Origin of the sequence: Tropicimonas aquimaris (assembly GCF_042676185.1) — a bacterium.
Classification (GTDB): Bacteria; Pseudomonadota; Alphaproteobacteria; order Rhodobacterales; family Rhodobacteraceae; genus Tropicimonas; species Tropicimonas aquimaris.
In genome coordinates, this window is record NZ_JBHTJT010000031.1 from 1 (window position 1) to 17,208 (window position 17,208).

Here is a 17,208-nt window from a genome sequence, read left to right on the forward strand (position 1 = left end):
TGTCGCCATAGACCTCGTCCAGCGAGAAACTCAGCGAAATCGTCGCGGACTTCAGCTCGAGGGCCTTGCGGTGGGAGATGTCCATATAGTCGCCGGACACCCCGGAGTACTGGCGGTCGTACATGCGAGACAGAACGGGGGTTGCCCCGGAGGGAAGGGAGGTCGTGGTCATGTCGCGGCCTTCGTTTCGATCCTGTTGGCGCCCCCCGGCCGAACCGAATTCGCATCGAAAAGCGGAGAAAATATGGCAGCATGTGTGCCACTTGGGTTGGCGGTGTTGAATGGCTTGCCAGGTAAATAGAAGCGATTTCAGTGGCTTGAGGGCTAATGCCTGTGGTGGTTCGACAGGTCCGGTCGTTTGGCGGGGGCAAGCCTTTGGTAGCGGATCACGGAAGAAATCGCCCTTGGGGGTGGGACTGTTGATGGAGGGGAAACCTGCGGCCAAGGCGCGACGCGCGGATTCGGAGGCTGCCTCGGGCGGGCGGTGCTGTCGCAGTGAATGGCGTCGAATGGCGGTTGCGCGGGCCATGATGACGGGGCGATATGGCGCTGCACCGTGCACACCTTGAACGGCGCGGGCCGCCGGGTACTCCGGCAGGACAGTTGGCAAAGGAAGATCCGATGACCCGAATGGCAGCGCGCAAGCGGATTGCGCTGGTGGCCCACGATGCGATGAAGCCGGCCCTCGTGGCCTGGGCTGCTCGCAACCGCGAGATCTTGGCGAAACACGACCTCTGGGGGACCGGGACGACCGGTGGCCGGGTGAGCGAGGGGGCCGGCCTGGCCGTGGCGCGGCTGAAAAGCGGCCCGCTCGGCGGGGACCAGCAGCTTGGTGCGATGATCGCCGACGGCAAGCTCGACATCCTGATCTTCTTCACCGACCCGCTGACCGCGATGCCGCATGACGTGGACGTGAAGGCGCTGCTGCGGATCTCGACCCTGGAGCAGGTGGTGGTCGCCTGCAACGCGGCCACGGCAGATTTCGTGCTGACCTCGGGATTGCTCGACGAGGATTACGGCCCGCAGGCCGACGAGACCGGCAGCGCGGGCTGAGGCCCGTCGCTGCTCGCGCAAAGGTGGGGCAAGGAGTGTTGACGCAACCGCGTAACGCCGCCATGGAGGGCGCAAAACGCGGGAGCAGACCTTGGCCCAGAGCCCACCCCCCTTTGCCTGCTACGAATGGATGATCGCTTGGCGCTACCTGCGCGCCCGTCGCGCAGAGGGCGGCGTGTCGGTGATGACCTGGATCAGCCTCGTCGGCATCACGCTGGCCGTCTTTGCGCTGATCGCCACGCTCTCCGTCCGCTCGGGGTTCCGGGCCGAGTTCGTCGACACGATCCTCGGCGCCAATGCCCATGTGACCGTCTACCAGTCCGTCGCCGTGACCGAGACCGGCCAATCCAGCCGGGTGATCGACGATTACGCCGAAATGGCCGAGCGGCTGAAGGCCGTGCCGGGGGTTACCCGCGTGGCGCCGTTGGTGAAGGGGCAGGTGATGGCCAGCTTCGGCACCCGCAACGCCGGCGTCGAGGTGTTCGGGATCACGGCAAAGGACCTTGCGACGGTGCCCCGGATCGCGACCCCGGAGGATTCGCAGGGCGACCTGGCGCGGTTCGAGGAAGGCATCGCCATCGGCTGGGGCGTGGCGCAGCAGCTCGGCGCGGCGGTGGGCGACCGGATCAAGCTGATCTCGCCTAACGGGGTCAAGACGGCCTTCGGCACATCGCCGCGGGTGAATGCCTACGAGGTCGTCTACGTCTTCCAGGCGGGCCGCTACGACATCGATCGTACGCGCGTATACATGCCCTTCGCGGAGGCGCAGAGCTATTTCAACCGCGAGGGCGTCGCCGACGAACTCGAGGTGATGGTGGCCGACCCCGACGGCGTCGACCAGATGACGACCGCGCTGCTGCGGGCCGGCGGAGAGCGTACGCTGCTCTGGACATGGCGCGATGCGTCGGGAGCCTTCCTGCGGGCGCTCGAGGTGGAGGACAACGTGATGTTCGTGATCCTGTCCATCCTCGTGCTGATCGCGGCGATGAACATCATCTCGGGCCTGATCATGCTGGTGAAGAACAAGGGGCGCGATATCGGCATCCTGCGCACGATGGGGCTGACCGAAGGCTCGGTGATGCGGGTGTTCTTCATTTGCGGCGCATCGGTCGGCACGGTCGGCACGATTGCCGGGGTGATCCTCGGTTGCCTCTTCGCGATCTACATCGACCCGATCTTCAGCTTGGTGAATTACGTCTCGGGGGGCGGGGTCTGGGATCCGTCGATCCGGGGGATCTATGCGCTTCCCGCGAAGCTCGAGGCGGGGGACGTGGTCTCTGCCGTGGCATTGTCGCTCGGACTGTCCTTCATCGTCACGATCTTTCCCGCGCGTAGGGCGGCACAGATGAACCCGGTGGAGGCGCTGCGCTATGAGTGAACCGGTTCTGGAACTCATGGGGATCGAGAAGACCTACAACCCCGGCACCCCGGGGGCGGTTTCCGTGCTCGGTGGCGTCGATCTGCGTGTCGATGCCGGCGAGATCGTGGCCCTTGTGGCGCCCTCGGGGGCGGGCAAGTCGACGCTGCTGCACATCGCCGGCCTGCTCGACACCGCGGATGCCGGGCAGGTGCGGCTCGCGGGGCGGGAGATGACCCGGTCGGGCGACGTGGCGCGCACCACGGCGCGGCGGCGGGAGGTCGGCTTCGTCTACCAGTTCCACCATCTGCTGCCCGAATTCTCGGCGGCCGAGAACATCGTGCTGCCGCAACTCGCCAACGCCGTGCCGGCCGCAGCCGCGCGGGCGCGGGCGGGAGAACTGCTGGAGTCGGTCGGCCTGACCGCGCGCGCCGGTCACCGGCCTGCGCAGCTTTCGGGCGGCGAGCAGCAACGCGTGGCCTTCTGCCGGGCGCTTGCCAATGCCCCGCGTCTGCTGCTCGCCGACGAGCCGACCGGCAACCTCGACCCGGCCACCTCCGACACCGTTTTCGCCGCCCTGATGCGGCTGGTCCGCGAGACGGGGCTGGCGGCGCTGGTGGCCACGCACAACCTCGAACTGGCCGGAAGAATGGATCGCGTGGTAAGGCTGGAGGGTGGCCGGATTGTCGCCGGCTGACGGCGGTCGTCCGGGACTCATGACCCAGATCAATGACATCGGGGTTGGTCAGGCGGAGGATCCCGTTGTCGGATCGGAGCCTGCGATGAACCCTCTCTTTACCGCCTTTGTCTCTGCTTGTGTCCTGCTCGTTCCTGGAAGCGGGCGCGCCGAGGAGGCTGTCCCTCCGCCGGAAAGTTATGTGGACGCCTGCCTGGGCTGTCACGGCGCGGACGCGCGCGGCAACGGGCCGAATGCCGGATTGCTGACCGCAACCGTCCCGGACCTCACCACCTTCGCGCAGCGCAACGACGGCGTCTTCGATGCGGCGCGGGTCGTCCGGCTGATCGACGGACGCGAGGGGCTGGCCGCGCATGGCGGGCCGATGCCGATGTTCGGCGGCCTGCTCGCCGGCGCCTCGGTGGTGATCGACGGGCCGCAAGGCAGCCCCGTCACCACCACCCGGCCGATCCTCGAGATCGCCGAGTGGCTCGAGACGGTGCAGGTCCAATGACGCTGCGCGGGATCATGGTTCTTGGCTGCCTGCTGGGCTCCCTGGCAGGGGCGGCGGCGCAGGAGGCTGTCGATACATCCTCGGGAGAGGCGCTTTACGCCCGCTACTGCGCGACCTGTCACGGCCCCACGGCCGGCGGCGACGGCCCCACGGCCGCCTTCCTGACGGTCCAGCCACCCGACCTCTCTGCCTTGTCGGAGGCCAACATGGGGAAATTCCCCGTGTCCCGGCTGATCCGGCGGATCGACGGCCGGGAGACCGTCGTGGCCCACGGCAGCCCGATGCCGATCTATGGCGCCTTCTTCGACGGCAGCCCGGAGACGATGGTCGACACCGAGTCCGGGCAGGATTCGGTGAGCCTTCCGGTACTCGAGATCGTCGAATATCTCAGAACCTTGCAAAGGTGAGCGCAAATCGCGGGAAACACGTGTCAAATCTATGACATCCGGGGAAAAGCGGTGCCACCGGGGGTTGCAGTAAAACGGCCTCGGTTTAGGTTGATTCTGGAACTAGCTCGGCACTGCCGATTCGGGGGAAGAACGAAATGCACAAGCGAGCCCTTGCTGCCACGGGTTTCGCGGCCATCTGGCTGGCGACCGCGGCAATGGGTCAGGATCTCGGCACGACAGACGTGTCCGATGTGCCTGCTGCGCCGATCACGGCCGGCGAGCCGACGCCGCTTGCACGGATCGACCCCAACAAGAACGTCGTCCTGAAGTTCGACGTCCGCGCCGGCGTGACGACGCGGCCGGCGTACTTCGGGTCCGATGAGTATACCGTCGGGCCGGATTTCGCGGTCAAGTTCGACTACGCCAAGATCCGGGGGCTGGGCGACTACGGCAGCCTCGACGGCAGCGCCCCGCCGAGCGCCTTCGGTATCCGCGGCTCGCTGCGCTTCATCGGCAAGCGCGACGATGAAGATTACGATGAGCTGGACGGGCTGGAGGATATCGACCCCTCGCTGGAACTGGGCCTCGGCCTCGTCTACCGAGAGCGCAACTTCGAGGCCTTCGGCGACGTGCGCTACGGCGTGATCGGCCACCAGAATTTCGTCGGCGAACTCGGCATGGATGCCATCGCCTATCCCACCGACAACTGGGAATTCCGCGTCGGTCCGCGCTTCTCCTTTGCGGACGGCGATTTCGCCGATCTCTACTTCGGGGTAGACGACTCCGAAGCTGCGGCCAGCGGGCTGAGCACCTTCAAAGCCGATGGCGGGCTGCTGGGGGCGGGCATCGAGGCGACGGCACGCTACAGGTTCAACGACCTCTGGGGCCTCGAAGCCGCGATCCGTGCCGACCGGCTGCTGAACGACGCGGCGGATTCGCCGATAACCGAGGCCGGCAGCGAAGACCAGTTCCGCTTCCGCATCGGCATCACCCGGGAACTGGTGCTCCAGTTCTGATCTGACGAACATCGGGACGACAGGGGCGGCCAGGGGCCGCCCTTTCCATGTCCGGGGGGCTAGCGGGCGGCGAACGTCTCGCCCGGCATCTGGCCGGAAATCTCAAGCACCAGCTTGCGCCGGATCGCGTCCGCGAGGTCGGTATCGCTCTCGGCGGTCACCACGAAGGCGCCCATGCCGCCGATGATCCGTTCCTCGTAGATCGCCCCTAGGTCCGGGTAGCGCGTGGGCGTGTCGCAGAACCGGCAGAGGATCGGCAGGCCGTTGATGGTGATCCCGGCGGCTATCACTTCGGCGCGGGCGGCTTCGATCGTGGGGCCGTTGTAGCTGTTGGGGCTGTCGCCGGAGATGTCGATCACCTTGCGCCAGCCCTCGTGGGCGTTGGTCTCGATCAGGTCCTTGCCGAAGAGCAGCGCCGAGCCGATGGCGTTGCGCCCGAAGGCGCGTCGCGGGGGCAGGGGGAGCGCCGCGGCAAAGGCGGCGGCGCTGGCCTCGTCGTGGATCACCGTCCACGGCACCACCACGTCCTCCTCGCCGGCGGAGGCCCACTCGACATAGGTCACGGCAATACGGCCGTAAGCCGAGGTCCGGATCGCCTCGAGTACCTGCGGATGGGTCACCGCTTCGGCATAGCCCTGCCGCTGGAACCGGATCTCCTCCGGACTGATCGATCCCGAGGCATCGGCCAGCAGAACCAGTTCCACCGAGACCTCCTCGGCAGGGGCGGGGAGGGCGAGACTGGCGAGAAAGGCTGTGAGGATGCGCATGAAGCGAGCCTAGCGCATCTGCGGATTTGAGCAACGACCGCGCCGCGCCGGCCGATCACAATGCTTTCACCTGCCTCGATCGTGCGCATTTGACGCCGCTCGCGTGATGGACTTCGCAGGGCATAGCCGAAACAATCCGATCGGCCGGGCATGCCCGCGCCCCAACACTTCCTCGGTTTGACCGGAACGCCAGCGAGGGTGCGAGTATGAGAGCGAAGGTCCATATCGGAACGCAAAAGACCGGGACCACCACGTTGCAGGATTTCCTGCAGGTGAATCGTGCGGCGCTCCAGGGGCAGGGGTTCCTGTTCCGTCGGTATGGACGGCAGGGCAATCAGCCGGAACTGACCGTCGCCACCTTCGACCGATTGGAAGAGCTGCTGGGCGACGATGTTCTAAAAGTGGCGCTCGGCATTCGCGATCTCGAAAGCCAGACGGCGTTCGCACGGAGGTTCGACGCGGAGATCAGGCGCGACACGGCCCGCCACCCGGACGCGACGGCCCTGTTTTCCTGTGAACTGCTGGGTGCGCCCCGGCGCAATGCGAATTTCGTGGAAGCCTTTCAGAACTGGGCGCGCGGGCATTTCGAGGACGTCGAGATCATCGTCTATATCCGCAGGCAGGATCGCTACGCGGAGAGCTGTTACTCCCAGTATCTTCGCGGCGGCGGGAGCAAGCCTTTCGACCGGTACTTGGCCGATTTCCAGGCGCCCAACTACAACCGGCTGGTGCGGCTCTGGGAGACCCAGTTTGGCGAGGACCGCGTGACCGTCAGACGCCTTCAACGGAAGGATATGGTCGGCGGCGATCTGATCGAGGATTACTGCTCCGTCGTGGGCATCGACGCCGCGGGGCTGGAGCGTCCGAAATCCCTCAACCAATCCTTCACGCTGGCCCAAGCCGACTGGCTGCGAAAGGCGAACGCCCGGATTCCGGTAGTCCTTCAGCGCGGGCAGGCCGACCGCGCGGTGCGATGGGCGATCCGATCCCTCGCGGGCGTCGTGCCGCCCTCAGGGGGCCCCGCGCTGCGCATGAGCGACAAGGCCCGGAACGATTTGATGGGCCGTGTCGCGGCGTCCAACGAGCAATTGCGGCAACGGCGCTTCCCGGAGGATGAAACGCTGTTCGAGGAGTGAGCGCAGGGGATTTCGCGTCCAGCTCAACACTAGCTCGCGTCCGCCGCCGTTCCGGGCACCACGCCGATCACACGGTGGCCCAGGCGACCAGCCCGGGCCGCGCCCGACCCTCCCCCCGGGAGGGCGCGTTGGCGATGTCGGAAGCTATTTGGACGTGGTTTGGGGCTTCAAGATAAATCGTTTGGAACTGGCGTTGCGAGGCGCCGACCCTGGTTCGGGCGCGGCCCTCCGTTACACATCTGTTTGTTTGGCCCGGCAGTGAAAAGCGGCACAAAACCTTTAGCTTTTTCTGGCGGCCTAGAGGCCTAACCAACAAGCGACACCATTTGGGAAAAAAACTGCGAAGAATCCGATCGTCAGGGCCGGAGCGAAAAAAACACAAAACTCCCGCATGAGATCAAAAAACTTCAATCCAGGCCTGTCTTTTCCTTTGATAGCTATCGCTTTTTTCGCGCGCTTCGGAGGCTTCGATCCACCAATCGTCCGGCTCCAAACCTTCCGTTGCAGGATCGAATGAATCGATCTCCTGAGCAACCTTGCCTAAGGAATCTGCTCTGTTTCTCAGTGCCCTTGATCGGATCTCGGTGCCATGAGAAAGGTAGAACTCTAAGGTGAACCAAGAAAAAACATAAAGAAAATATCCGGTCACAACCCTTAGTAGCACAACGACATTTTCCTGCGAGGCTTGAATTTCAAGGCCTAGGAAGTCGAGTGCGCCGCCGGAGATCTCCAGGGATGCAAAGAAAACCGTTAAAGTTGACGAGATCAATAATGCCCTTCGGGCAGCTTTTGGGGATTGGTGTTCTAGAAATATCGACAGCATGGCTCAAACCGCCTCAAACATCCAACTCCTCCACGAACCTCGCATTCTCCTGGATGTACTGGAACCGCATTTCCGGCTTCTTGCCCATCAGGCGCTCCACGAGGTCGCCGGTCTCCCCCGGTTCGTCCTCGTCGATGCTGACGCGGATCAGCTTGCGGGTGGCGGGGTTCATGGTCGTGTCCTTCAGGTCCTTGGCGTCCATCTCGCCCAAGCCCTTGAAGCGGGAGACGTCGATCTTGCCCTTGCCGCCGAGGCCCTTGGCGAGCCAAATATCGCGCTCCGCCTCGTCGAGGCAGTAGACGCGTTTCGCCCCTTGCGTCAGCCGGTAGAGCGGCGGGCAAGCCAGGTACAGGTGGCCCGCGTCGATCATCGGGCGCATCTGGGCGAAGAAGAAGGTCATCAGCAGCGAGGCGATATGCGCGCCGTCCACGTCGGCGTCGGTCATGATGATGACCTTGTCGTAGCGCAGGTCGTCGAGCACGAACCTGGTGCCCATGCCGGTGCCGAGCGCCTGGGTGAGGTCGCTGATCTCCTGGTTCTGGCCGAGCTTGGAGGAGGCGGCGCCGAGCACGTTGAGGATCTTGCCCCGGAGCGGCAGCAGCGCCTGGGTCTTGCGGTCCCGCGCCATCTTGGCCGAGCCGCCGGCCGAGTCGCCCTCGACGATGAAGAGCTCGGTGCCCTCGCGGCTGGTCGCCGAGCAATCCACCAGCTTGCCGGGCAGGCGCAGCTTCTTGGTGGCGGTCTTGCGGGCGGTTTCCTTTTCCTGCCGGCGCTTGAGCCGCTCCTCGGCGCGCAGCACCAGGAAATCGAGGATCGCGCCGGCGGCCTTGGTGTCGGCGGCGAGCCAGTTGTCGAAGTGGTCGCGCACGGCGTTCTCGGTCATCCGGGCCGCGGCCTCGGTGGAGAGCCGGTCCTTGGTCTGGCCGACAAAGGCAGGCTCGCGGATGAAGCAGGAGACCAGCGCACAGCCGCCGGAGATCAGGTCATCCCGGGTGATCTGGGCCGCCTTGCGGTTGCTGGCCAGCTCGCCATAGGCGCGGATGCCCTTGAGGATCGCGTTCCAGAAGCCCTGCACGTGGGTTCCGCCCTCGGGCGTGGGCACGGTGTTACAGTAGGACTGGATGAACCCGTCGCGCACCGGCGTCCAGTTGATCGCCCATTCCACGGATCCCGGCTCGCCGAACTTTTCCTGAAAATCCACCTTCCCGGCGAAAGGCGAGGGGGAGTAGGTGCTGGCTGTGCCGAGGGTTTCCTTGAGGTAGTCGGCTAGCCCGCCCGGGAAGTGGAAGGTGGCCTCCTGCGGCGTCTCGCCGTCGTCGATCTCGGACTTCCAGCGGATCTCGACGCCGGAAAAGAGATAGGCCTTGGAGCGGATCGATTTGAAGAGCCTTGCCGGCTTGAAGCGGTGCGAGCCGAAGATCTCCTCGTCGGCGTGAAAGGTCACCGTGGTACCGCGCCGGTTGGGGGCGTTGCCCACCACCTCGACAGGCCCCAGCGGCTTGCCGCGGGAGAAGCGCTGCTCCCAGAGCTGCCGGTCACGGGCGACCTGCACCACCATGGAATCGGAGAGCGCGTTGACCACCGAGGCGCCGACGCCGTGCAGACCGCCCGAGGTCTGGTAGGCCTTGCCGGAGAACTTGCCGCCCGCGTGCAGCGTGCAGAGGATCACCTCCAGCGCCGACTTGTCGGGGAACTTCGGGTGTGGATCGACCGGGATGCCGCGGCCGTTGTCGCGGATGGTGATCGCGTAATCGGCGTGCAGTTCCACCTCGATCCGGTTGGCGTGGCCGGCCACCGCCTCGTCCATCGAGTTGTCGAGCACCTCTGCCACGAGGTGGTGCAGCGCCCGCTCGTCGGTGCCACCGATATACATGCCGGGCCGCTTGCGGACAGGCTCCAGCCCCTCCAGCACTTCGATGGAGGAGGCATCATAGGTCTGGGACTGCGCGCCCCCGGACAGGAGATCTTCGGGCATGGGACTGCTCATGGCGTGGTGTTCTTTTCGGTTGCCGGGTATTCTGTCAGGATTGCGCGGTAGGGGGAAGGGACTTTGCCCCCGCGGCTTCGCACCCGGCATGACCGGTGGCGCTCTGGGAGGAGCAATACACAAGATGTGGAACGCGCGATACGACCGCGAGGATTACCTGTTCGGCACCGAGCCCGCGGGCTTCCTGGAGGCCCATGCCCACGTGCTGGCGCCCCGCTCCCGGGTTCTGTGCGTGGCGGACGGTGAGGGGCGCAACTCCGTCTACCTCGCGGGGCGCGGCCACCACGTGACGGCGTTCGACGCCTCGCACGTGGGGATCGCCAAGGCCCGCAAACTGGCCGCTCAGAGGGGCGTCACGGTCGATTTTCGCGAGGCGCGGGTGGAGGAATGGGAATGGACGCCGGGTGCCTGGGACGCGGTGGTCGCTGTCTTCATCCAGTTCTCGCCGCCCGATGTTCGGCGGAAGGTCTTTGAGGGGATCGCCTCCACGCTGAGGCCCGGCGGGCAGCTCCTGATGCACGGCTACGCCCCGCGCCAGGTGGAATACGGCACCGGCGGCCCGCCCCAGGCTGGGAACATGTACACGCTCCCGCTGCTCGAGGAGGCCTTCCCCGGCTGGCATGTGCTCGACAAGGCCGATTACGACGCCGAGATCGAGGAGGGTGAGGGCCATGCCGGCCTGTCCGCGCTGGTGGATTTCGTCGCGCTGAAACCCGCGCGCTGATGACGCCCGCGCGGGCGTCATCACGCGCTGGCTTGCCCCGCCTCGCGCGCCGGACTAAGCGGCGTGCATGACACCGCTTTCCCCCTACGCGTCGCACCTGCGGTCCCTGCTGGTGCTCGGCCTGCCGCTGATCGGCGGGCACCTGGCACAATTCGCGATCCAGGTGACCGACACGATCATGCTCGGCTGGTACGACGTGGAGGCACTCGCGGCTCTGGTTCTGGGCAGTTCGTTCTTCTACGTGCTCTTCCTGATGGGCGCGGGTTTCGGATTCGCGGTGATGCCGCTCGTCGCGGCCGAGGTGGATAACGCAGACGGGGATACCCAGATCCGCCGCGTCACCCGCATGGGGATCTGGCTGTCGATGCTGGTCGGCCTGGGCTCGCTGGTGCCGCTGCTGCTGGCCGAACCGATCCTGCTGGCCTTCGGTCAGGAACCGGCGCTGGCCGGGCAGGCGGCGGTCTATCTCGGGATCGCCGGCTGGGGCATCGTGCCGGCCCTCGGCGTGATGGTGTTGAAGTCCTACCTCGCGGCGATGGAACGGGTCCAGGTCGTGCTCTGGGTCACCATTCTCGCGGCAGCGATGAATGGCGGCATGAACTACCTGCTGATCTTCGGCAAGTTCGGCTTCCCCGAACTCGGGATCCGCGGGGCCGCCATCGCCTCGGTTGGGGTTCACGTGATCTCGCTCATCGGCCTCGTGATCTATGCGTTCCGCCAATTCCCCGAGCACGAGCTCTTCGTCCGGCTCTGGCGGCCGGACTGGTCCGCCTTCTTCCAGGTGTTCCGACTTGGCTGGCCGATCGGCCTGACCAACCTGTCCGAAGTCAGCCTCTTCGCGGCCTCCGCGGTCATGGTGGGCTGGCTCGGGACGATCCCGCTCGCCGCCCACGGGATCGCGATCCAGCTGGCGACCGCGACCTTCCTCGTGCACCTCGGGCTCTCCAACGCCGCCACCATCCGCGCCGGGCGCGCCCTGGGGCGTCGGGACGGGCCGAACCTGCGCCGCGGCGCGCTGGTCGCGGTGACGGCTTCGGTGCTCTTTGCAATGGTCACCATCGCGATCTTCCTCACCTGGCCCGAGGCGCTGATGAGCCTCTTCCTCGACCCCGACGACCCGAGAAAGCCCGAGATCATCGCGATCGGTGTCGGCCTGGTGGCGATTGCGGCGCTGTTCCAGATGGCCGACGGCGGCCAGGTCATGGCCCACGGGCTGCTGCGTGGGGTGCAGGATACCCGGGTGCCGCTGGTGATCTCGGCGGTGGCCTACTGGCTCGTGGGTGTCTTGTCCGGCTACGTCTTCGGCTTCGTTCTGGGTCACGGAGCCATGGGCGTGTGGAGCGGGCTGGTGCTGGGGCTTGGCGTGGCCGTCGCGGCCCTTATGTGGCGTTTCTGGCGCAAGGCTCTGCCAAGGGCCGTGCCGGCTACCAGCTGACCCGCTCGGCCTAGCCGCGCTGCCGCGCGATGTAGGTGTCGAGTAGTTCGGCCATCGCATCGGCCTGCGGATCGAGGCTCTCGCTTTCCGGCAGTTCCGCCGGATCCTGCAGTTTCAGCCCGAGCTTTTCCAGAACTTCCCTGCGGGCCTCCGCGTAGCGCGAGATATCCTCGGGTCGGAAACCGGCCACCTGGTATTTCGGCCCTTCCAGCCCGATCAGACGCTGCATCAGTGCCTCCGGCCGGTCGGCGGAGCCGAACGGGAACAGCCGGTTGTACGCGTAGAGCGCCCGCACCGCGTTGGCCGAGATCCCCTCGTTGGCGCGGATCTCCTCCAGCCCCAGCGAGGCAAGCGTCGGACAGCCGAGCTGCTTCAGAAAGCTGTTGCAGATCCCGTCGACGATAGCGTCCTCGAAGCGGAGGAAGACGGAATTGTCGGCCCCGAATACCTCGCCGATCCGAAGCGGCATGGCGGTCACACGTTCGATCGCGATTGAAAACGGCGTGGGCCCCGAATTGCGACCGGCCTTGGCCATCTGCTGCGAATCCGAGGCGATCCAGGACAGCATTTCCCGGTAAAAATACACGGCTACGACCCGCCCGTGCCGCCCGAACCAGTCCCGCATGTCGGCCATCTCGGCGACCGACAACTTGGACAGATACTCGCTCGAAACGATCACCCTGTCATTTCGCGAATGGCGTATGCTGCGGTCGAGCTGGTCCAGCGTTTCTGCATCTCGCGCGCGGATCTCTTCCTCGCTGAGGCCGTTGTGCCGGTTGTAGATGAAGTCGCTCTTGCGATGGAGAAAGGCCGAATAGAGATGCGGATAGGGCCGGCCCGGCCCGAGAAAGGTCGCTCCGGCCTCGTTGAGCGGCTTGCGGAAGGCAGCGAGAGACTTCTGCAGCGTGGTCGAGCCGGTCTTGTGCGTGCCCATGTGGAGCAGGATCGTCTTCATGCCGATCTTATCCTTCTGCCTGCCGTTGCCGCGCTCGTCGCCGAGTCACTCCTGCGGCTGACCCTTCGTGATGCGATCGGCCTTTTTGCGCACCAGCATCGACCGCAGGTCATGCATTGCCATCAGCAGCGCGTCGGTCACTTCCTCGAGCTGCTCGTCGGTCGCCTTGGACTGCACCCATTGCGTGGTGATATTGAGATAGTCGATGGCGCGGAAGAGGTCGTCGATGTCGCGACGGGCCAGCACCGCGCGGCGCTCTTCCATCCAGTCCTGGATCGCTGCCATGTCGGCCTCGCTCAACTCCTTTGAGCCCTGCGGCTTGATCTCTCCGTTGCGGATGTTGAGCACGGCGATCTGGTCCATCTCGATCCGCCGGTTGCGGGTCTCGCTGTCGACCCGGAACACCGCCGCGCCGTTCTCGCGCACACGGAAATAATACTCGGGAAGCTCGGCCATCTCGTTGGATCCAGTCGCATCGGGTCGCGACACCCTAGGAATCGGCGCGCATACTGTCAAAGGGCGGATCGGCCGCATCTGCGCGCCACCCGCCCCTTCACCTGTCCGGAAATATCCCTGGGGGTCCGGGGGCCAGCGGCCCCCGGCTTCCGCCTCAGGAGAGGCTGGCGCAGAACTGCTGGATCCGCTCACAGGCCTTCTTGAGGTTTTCGTCCGAGGTCGCATAGCTGACCCGGAAGCAGGGCGAGAGTCCGAAGGCCGCTCCGAACACCACGGCGACGCCGGTTTCCTCCAGCAGAGCCTTGGCGAAGACCTCGTCATTCTCGATCAGGGCGCCGCCGGCGCTGGTCTTGCCGATGCAGCCTTCGATCGACGGATAGACGTAGAATGCCCCCTCCGGCGTCGGGCAGGTGATGCCCTCTGCGGCGTTCAGCATTTCCACCACCATGTCGCGGCGGCGCTTGAAGACTTCATTGTTGGCCGGGATGAATTCCTGCGTACCGTTCAGCGCCTCGACCGCGGCCCACTGGCTGACCGAGCAGGGGTTGGAGGTCGATTGCGACTGGATCTTCCGCATCGCCGCGATCAGCGGCTGCGGCCCGGCCGCATAGCCGATCCGCCAGCCGGTCATCGCGTAGGCCTTGGAGACGCCGTTGCAGGTCAGCGTGCGCTCGTAGAGTCCGGGCTCGACCTCTGCGGGGGTGCAAAACTCGAAATCGTCGTAGACGAGGTGCTCGTACATGTCGTCCGACATCACCCAGACATGCGGGTGCTTCATCAGCACATCAGTCAGGGCCTTGAGTTCGGCGCGGCTGTAGGCCGCACCGGTCGGGTTCGACGGCGAGTTGAAGATGAACCACTTGGTCTTGGGCGTGATCGCCGCCTCGAGCGCTTCGGGCGTCAGCTTGTAGGCGGTGTCGGCGCCGGCTTCGGCTATGACGGGCTCGCCGCCGGCCAGAAGCACCATGTCGGGGTAGCTCACCCAGTAGGGTGCCGGAATCACCACCTCGTCACCGGGGTTCAGCGTCGCCATCAGCGCGTTGTAGAGGATCTGCTTGCCGCCCGTGCCCACGCTCACCTGCGCCGGGGTGTAATCCAGGCCGTTGTCGCGCTTGAATTTCTCGCAGATCGCCTTCTTCAGCTCGGGAATGCCGTCGGGCGCGGTGTACTTCGTTTTGCCGGCGTCGATCGCGGCCTTCGCCGCGGCCTTGATGTTCTCGGGCGTGTCGAAATCGGGCTCGCCGGCGCCGAGGCCGATGACGTCCTTTCCGGCGGCCTTCAACTCGTTCGCCAGGGTTGTGACGGCGATGGTGGGCGACGGTTTCACCCGGTCGAGGGTCGCGGAGAGAAAGGACATGAACGGCCTCCGATGGCTGATTGTGACATAAGGTCCGCGCGCTTCTTAGGCTTGCGCATGGGGCCGTTCAAGGATTAACCGACCCCATGGAGGCCACCATGAATGACACGTCCGATTGGTTCAGCGCCGAGACAGCGACGTTCGGAGACCGCGTCGCGGGCGCCCGCGAAGCCCTCGGCATGAGCCAGCCCGATCTCGCCAAGCGACTTGGCGTCAAGGTCAAGACCGTTCGGGGCTGGGAAAACGACATCAGCGAGCCGCGCGCCAACAAGCTGCAGATGCTGTCGGGCGTGCTCGGCGTGTCGCTGATGTGGCTGCTCAACGGAGAGGGCGACGGGCTGGACGGCCCAGCCGAGGACCGCGAGGCCCCGGTGCCGGAGATCCGTTCGTTGCTGCTGGAAATCCGCCAGATCCGCTCCGAGATCGACGATGCGGCCGACCGGCTCGCTCGCGTGGAGAAACGGCTGCGGGCCTCATTGCTGGAGACTGGGACCGAATGATCGAATCGAACGAAGACCGCCTGAAACGCCTGCGCATGCGCTCCTGGCGCCGCGGGATCAAGGAGATGGATCTGGTGCTCGGCCGTTTCTCGGACGACCAGCTGGCGTCGCTCTCCGAGGCGGATCTGGAGACCTACGACGCGCTGCTGCACGAGAACGACCAGGACATGCTGCGCTGGATCACTGGCCAAGACCCGGTGCCGGAGCGCTTTGCGGAGCTCTTCGGTCGCATCTCCCAGCATGCCCATTCGCGCGGAACGGCGGAAAGCTGAGGAATTCCCACGAATTCGACTCGGTTTAACCGCTTGTTTGGACATTTCGCCTTAGCTCTTCCCCAAGTTGCCAAGGCGGAGGTCTGCATGAGTATCCACAGCAATCTGCTCGCCGGTCAGGAACGCGGGTTCATGACCGGTTATCTCGAGACGCTTGCGCTGGTGGAGCGTCTGCACCGCCTTCTGCTCGACGTGATCAAGGACGAGTTCGAACGGGTGGGGATCCTGGACATCAACGCCGTGCAGGCGCTGCTGCTGTTCAATATCGGTGACAACGAGGTCACGGCGGGGGAGCTGAAGTCCAGGGGCTACTACCAGGGGTCGAACGTCTCCTACAATCTCAAGAAACTGGTGGAGACGGGCTACATGCACCACCAGCGCTGCGAGATCGACCGCCGGGCGGTGCGCGTCCGGCTGACCGAGAAGGGGCGCAATATCCGCACCGTGGTGAACGACCTGTTCGAACGACATGCCAGGGGCCTGCTGGACCGGGAGGTCATCGGTTTCGAGGGGCTGGAGGACATCACCTCCTCGCTGCGCCGCATGGAGCGCTACTGGACAGACCAGATCCGCTACATCTACTGAGGTTTGCGCCCGGCCTGCCTCTAGGGTCGCACGGCGTGGCCGAGCACCACCACATCGAGTTCCCGCAGGAGTTTGCGCCGCATCGCCCGGGCGTAATCCTCGTAACCCTCGGCGGGCTCCACGAAGGCGCCGGGGCCGGAGATCACCTCTTGCCGGAAATATCGCAGGAGATTCTCGTGCTCCCGCCCCATTGCGCCGATGGCGTTGCCCCGCGGCGGGCCGATGACCAGGGCGTTGACCTGCACGTTCCCAAGCTCCTGGCGCACGTCCTGCGGGCGGTGGCCGTCGTTGTTGCGCCCGTCGCCGGAGATATCGATCACCTGGCGGGCACAGGCAGGGGGGGTGGCGAAGCGGGCCTTGCCGAACGCCAGAGCGGCGCCGACGGCCGTGCTCACCGGCGCGTCACGCCGCGTCGTGCTGCGCAATTGCCCGGCGACGGCGGCAACGTCCGCTTCCGACAGCATCGGCCACCAGTCGAGGATTACCCTCTGATGGTCGCGCCCGCTCCATTCGAAGATCGACAGCACGACCGGTGCGGAGGGCATCGCGATCAGCGCCGCGAGGACGTCCGGCTGCTCCAGCGCCCAGGCGATCCCGTCCATCTGGAGCCGGTATTCGCGGCCGTCGACGGAGCCGGAGATGTCGAGCGCCAGCTGAAGTGCGAGCCGGCACGAGCCCTGCGCTGCCGCGGACAGCGTCCAGAGATTGGCCGCGACGAAGGCCGCGGCCAACCCGGGTCCGATCCTACCAGTGACCGGTGTTCTCCATGCTGGTCCAGGGCTCGGCCGGTTCCAGCGCGTCGCCCATCTGCAGCAGTTCGATGGAGATGTTGTCCGGCGAGCGGACAAAGGCCATGCGACCGTCGCGCGGCGGACGGTTGATGGTCACGCCGTTGTCCATCAGGTGCTGGCACATGTCGTAGATGTTCTCGACCGCATAGGCGAGGTGGCCGAAGTGCCGGCTGTCGGAGGGCAGCCCCTCGTCGCCGTCCCAGTTGTAGGTCAGTTCCACCGGGCATTCCGGCTGGCCCGGCGGCGCCATGAAGACGAGCGTGAACCGTCCGCCCTCGCTTTCGGTGCGCCGGGTCTCCTCGAGGCCCAGCAGCTGGTAGAAGGAGATGGATTTCTCCAGGTCCTTCACCCGGACCATGGTGTGCAGATAGCGTGTCTTCATCGGATGCTCCGTCGACGTGACTTCGACATTAAC

General features: G+C 65.6%; 20 protein-coding genes. 12 read left to right on the top strand and 8 right to left on the bottom strand.

Annotation, left to right across the window (positions count from 1 at the left end):
* Positions 1 to 621: 621 nt before the first annotated feature.
* The 6 genes from ACFQ2S_RS14635 to ACFQ2S_RS14660 all read left to right on the top strand — a co-directional run bounded on the left by ACFQ2S_RS14635 (position 622) and on the right by ACFQ2S_RS14660 (position 5,005).
* On the top strand, positions 622 to 1,053 hold the full coding sequence (locus tag ACFQ2S_RS14635) for a methylglyoxal synthase (RefSeq protein ID WP_386075537.1): 432 nt from the start codon (positions 622 to 624) through the stop codon (positions 1,051 to 1,053).
* 91 nt (positions 1,054 to 1,144) lie between these two features.
* Positions 1,145 to 2,431 (top strand): lipoprotein-releasing ABC transporter permease subunit, encoded by a 1,287-nt coding sequence (locus ACFQ2S_RS14640; RefSeq protein WP_386075539.1) that lies wholly within the window; start codon positions 1,145 to 1,147, stop codon positions 2,429 to 2,431.
* Entirely contained in the window at positions 2,424 to 3,107 is a 684-nt protein-coding gene (locus tag ACFQ2S_RS14645) for an ABC transporter ATP-binding protein (RefSeq protein WP_386075540.1), read from the top strand. The genes ACFQ2S_RS14640 and ACFQ2S_RS14645 overlap by 8 nt, the downstream gene beginning before the upstream one ends.
* A 19-nt stretch (positions 3,108 to 3,126) precedes the next feature.
* On the top strand, positions 3,127 to 3,600 hold the full coding sequence (locus ACFQ2S_RS14650; RefSeq protein WP_386075542.1) for a c-type cytochrome: 474 nt from the start codon (positions 3,127 to 3,129) through the stop codon (positions 3,598 to 3,600).
* Entirely contained in the window at positions 3,597 to 4,007 is a 411-nt protein-coding gene (locus tag ACFQ2S_RS14655; RefSeq protein WP_386075544.1) for a c-type cytochrome, read from the top strand. The genes ACFQ2S_RS14650 and ACFQ2S_RS14655 overlap by 4 nt, the downstream gene beginning before the upstream one ends.
* 137 nt (positions 4,008 to 4,144) lie before the next feature.
* Complete coding sequence (locus tag ACFQ2S_RS14660) at positions 4,145 to 5,005, top strand: MipA/OmpV family protein (protein ID WP_386075546.1); 861 nt, start codon at positions 4,145 to 4,147, stop codon at positions 5,003 to 5,005.
* Between the two features lie 59 nt (positions 5,006 to 5,064).
* Here ACFQ2S_RS14660 and ACFQ2S_RS14665 read toward each other — a convergent pair whose 3' ends face one another.
* Positions 5,065 to 5,772 (bottom strand): DUF1194 domain-containing protein, encoded by a 708-nt coding sequence (locus ACFQ2S_RS14665; RefSeq protein WP_386075548.1) that lies wholly within the window; start codon positions 5,770 to 5,772, stop codon positions 5,065 to 5,067.
* Positions 5,773 to 5,978: 206 nt separating this feature from the next.
* On the opposite strand from ACFQ2S_RS14665, the gene ACFQ2S_RS14670 reads away from it, so the two are divergent.
* A complete protein-coding gene (locus ACFQ2S_RS14670; protein ID WP_386075550.1) occupies positions 5,979 to 6,908 on the top strand; it encodes a hypothetical protein in 930 nt (309 codons plus the stop codon).
* Positions 6,909 to 7,305: 397 nt separating this feature from the next.
* Here ACFQ2S_RS14670 and ACFQ2S_RS14675 read toward each other — a convergent pair whose 3' ends face one another.
* Positions 7,306 to 7,731 (bottom strand): hypothetical protein, encoded by a 426-nt coding sequence (locus ACFQ2S_RS14675; protein WP_386075551.1) that lies wholly within the window; start codon positions 7,729 to 7,731, stop codon positions 7,306 to 7,308.
* A gap of 13 nt (positions 7,732 to 7,744) precedes the next feature.
* Positions 7,745 to 9,706 (bottom strand): DNA topoisomerase IV subunit B, encoded by a 1,962-nt coding sequence (parE, locus tag ACFQ2S_RS14680; protein WP_386075553.1) that lies wholly within the window; start codon positions 9,704 to 9,706, stop codon positions 7,745 to 7,747.
* A 100-nt stretch (positions 9,707 to 9,806) separates the two neighbouring features.
* Between parE and ACFQ2S_RS14685 the strand changes: the two genes are divergently transcribed.
* Together ACFQ2S_RS14685 and ACFQ2S_RS14690 are read left to right on the top strand one after the other, a co-directional pair.
* Positions 9,807 to 10,442: an SAM-dependent methyltransferase gene (locus tag ACFQ2S_RS14685; RefSeq protein ID WP_386075554.1), complete on the top strand. Its 636-nt coding sequence runs from the start codon at positions 9,807 to 9,809 to the stop codon at positions 10,440 to 10,442.
* Positions 10,443 to 10,509: 67 nt separating this feature from the next.
* Positions 10,510 to 11,877 carry an MATE family efflux transporter gene (locus ACFQ2S_RS14690; protein WP_386075556.1) on the top strand — a complete coding sequence of 456 codons (1,368 nt, stop codon included), beginning with the start codon at positions 10,510 to 10,512 and terminating at the stop codon, positions 11,875 to 11,877.
* A 10-nt stretch (positions 11,878 to 11,887) separates the two neighbouring features.
* On the opposite strand, the gene ACFQ2S_RS14695 is transcribed toward ACFQ2S_RS14690, so the two are convergent.
* The 3 genes from ACFQ2S_RS14695 to ACFQ2S_RS14705 all read right to left on the bottom strand — a co-directional run bounded on the left by ACFQ2S_RS14695 (position 11,888) and on the right by ACFQ2S_RS14705 (position 14,645).
* A complete protein-coding gene (locus ACFQ2S_RS14695) occupies positions 11,888 to 12,832 on the bottom strand; it encodes a hypothetical protein (protein WP_386075557.1) in 945 nt (314 codons plus the stop codon).
* Positions 12,833 to 12,877: 45 nt separating this feature from the next.
* Positions 12,878 to 13,288 carry a hypothetical protein gene (locus ACFQ2S_RS14700; protein ID WP_386075558.1) on the bottom strand — a complete coding sequence of 137 codons (411 nt, stop codon included), beginning with the start codon at positions 13,286 to 13,288 and terminating at the stop codon, positions 12,878 to 12,880.
* Between the two features lie 154 nt (positions 13,289 to 13,442).
* Positions 13,443 to 14,645, bottom strand: coding sequence for a pyridoxal phosphate-dependent aminotransferase (locus ACFQ2S_RS14705; RefSeq protein WP_386075560.1), 1,203 nt, complete (start codon positions 14,643 to 14,645; stop codon positions 13,443 to 13,445).
* A 98-nt stretch (positions 14,646 to 14,743) separates the two neighbouring features.
* Between ACFQ2S_RS14705 and ACFQ2S_RS14710 the strand changes: the two genes are divergently transcribed.
* From ACFQ2S_RS14710 to ACFQ2S_RS14720, 3 genes are all read left to right on the top strand, one after another.
* Positions 14,744 to 15,145, top strand: a complete 402-nt coding sequence (locus ACFQ2S_RS14710; protein WP_386075562.1) for a helix-turn-helix domain-containing protein — start codon at positions 14,744 to 14,746, stop codon at positions 15,143 to 15,145.
* Entirely contained in the window at positions 15,142 to 15,417 is a 276-nt protein-coding gene (locus ACFQ2S_RS14715; protein WP_386075563.1) for a succinate dehydrogenase assembly factor 2, read from the top strand. The genes ACFQ2S_RS14710 and ACFQ2S_RS14715 overlap by 4 nt, the downstream gene beginning before the upstream one ends.
* Before the next feature lie 87 nt (positions 15,418 to 15,504).
* The gene (locus tag ACFQ2S_RS14720) at positions 15,505 to 16,002 is read left to right on the top strand and encodes a MarR family winged helix-turn-helix transcriptional regulator (protein WP_089234315.1); all 498 of its coding nucleotides are present in this window, start codon (positions 15,505 to 15,507) and stop codon (positions 16,000 to 16,002) included.
* A 20-nt stretch (positions 16,003 to 16,022) separates the two neighbouring features.
* On the opposite strand, the gene ACFQ2S_RS14725 is transcribed toward ACFQ2S_RS14720, so the two are convergent.
* Positions 16,023 to 16,733, bottom strand: coding sequence for a DUF1194 domain-containing protein (locus ACFQ2S_RS14725; protein ID WP_386075566.1), 711 nt, complete (start codon positions 16,731 to 16,733; stop codon positions 16,023 to 16,025).
* A gap of 13 nt (positions 16,734 to 16,746) precedes the next feature.
* Positions 16,747 to 17,175: a VOC family protein gene (locus tag ACFQ2S_RS14730; protein WP_386075567.1), complete on the bottom strand. Its 429-nt coding sequence runs from the start codon at positions 17,173 to 17,175 to the stop codon at positions 16,747 to 16,749.
* Positions 17,176 to 17,208: the final 33 nt, after the last annotated feature.

Excerpts from the sequence above, each read along its gene's own strand:
- ACFQ2S_RS14700 (WP_386075558.1), bottom strand. The coding sequence starts at position 13,288 with ATGGCCGAGCTTCCCGAGTATTATTTCCGTGTGCGCGAGAACGGCGCG.
- ACFQ2S_RS14730 (WP_386075567.1), bottom strand. The coding sequence starts at position 17,175 with ATGAAGACACGCTATCTGCACACCATGGTCCGGGTGAAGGACCTGGAG.
- ACFQ2S_RS14715 (WP_386075563.1), top strand. The coding sequence starts at position 15,142 with ATGATCGAATCGAACGAAGACCGCCTGAAACGCCTGCGCATGCGCTCC.
- ACFQ2S_RS14670 (WP_386075550.1), top strand. The coding sequence starts at position 5,979 with ATGAGAGCGAAGGTCCATATCGGAACGCAAAAGACCGGGACCACCACG.
- ACFQ2S_RS14705 (WP_386075560.1), bottom strand. The coding sequence starts at position 14,645 with ATGTCCTTTCTCTCCGCGACCCTCGACCGGGTGAAACCGTCGCCCACC.
- ACFQ2S_RS14720 (WP_089234315.1), top strand. The coding sequence starts at position 15,505 with ATGAGTATCCACAGCAATCTGCTCGCCGGTCAGGAACGCGGGTTCATG.
- ACFQ2S_RS14685 (WP_386075554.1), top strand. The coding sequence starts at position 9,807 with ATGACCGGTGGCGCTCTGGGAGGAGCAATACACAAGATGTGGAACGCG.
- ACFQ2S_RS14660 (WP_386075546.1), top strand. The coding sequence starts at position 4,145 with ATGCACAAGCGAGCCCTTGCTGCCACGGGTTTCGCGGCCATCTGGCTG.
- ACFQ2S_RS14635 (WP_386075537.1), top strand. The coding sequence starts at position 622 with ATGACCCGAATGGCAGCGCGCAAGCGGATTGCGCTGGTGGCCCACGAT.
- parE (WP_386075553.1), bottom strand. The coding sequence starts at position 9,706 with ATGCCCGAAGATCTCCTGTCCGGGGGCGCGCAGTCCCAGACCTATGAT.
- ACFQ2S_RS14665 (WP_386075548.1), bottom strand. The coding sequence starts at position 5,772 with ATGCGCATCCTCACAGCCTTTCTCGCCAGTCTCGCCCTCCCCGCCCCT.
- ACFQ2S_RS14710 (WP_386075562.1), top strand. The coding sequence starts at position 14,744 with ATGAATGACACGTCCGATTGGTTCAGCGCCGAGACAGCGACGTTCGGA.
- ACFQ2S_RS14645 (WP_386075540.1), top strand. The coding sequence starts at position 2,424 with ATGAGTGAACCGGTTCTGGAACTCATGGGGATCGAGAAGACCTACAAC.
- ACFQ2S_RS14695 (WP_386075557.1), bottom strand. The coding sequence starts at position 12,832 with ATGAAGACGATCCTGCTCCACATGGGCACGCACAAGACCGGCTCGACC.
- ACFQ2S_RS14655 (WP_386075544.1), top strand. The coding sequence starts at position 3,597 with ATGACGCTGCGCGGGATCATGGTTCTTGGCTGCCTGCTGGGCTCCCTG.
- ACFQ2S_RS14675 (WP_386075551.1), bottom strand. The coding sequence starts at position 7,731 with ATGCTGTCGATATTTCTAGAACACCAATCCCCAAAAGCTGCCCGAAGG.
- ACFQ2S_RS14650 (WP_386075542.1), top strand. The coding sequence starts at position 3,127 with ATGACCCAGATCAATGACATCGGGGTTGGTCAGGCGGAGGATCCCGTT.
- ACFQ2S_RS14690 (WP_386075556.1), top strand. The coding sequence starts at position 10,510 with ATGACACCGCTTTCCCCCTACGCGTCGCACCTGCGGTCCCTGCTGGTG.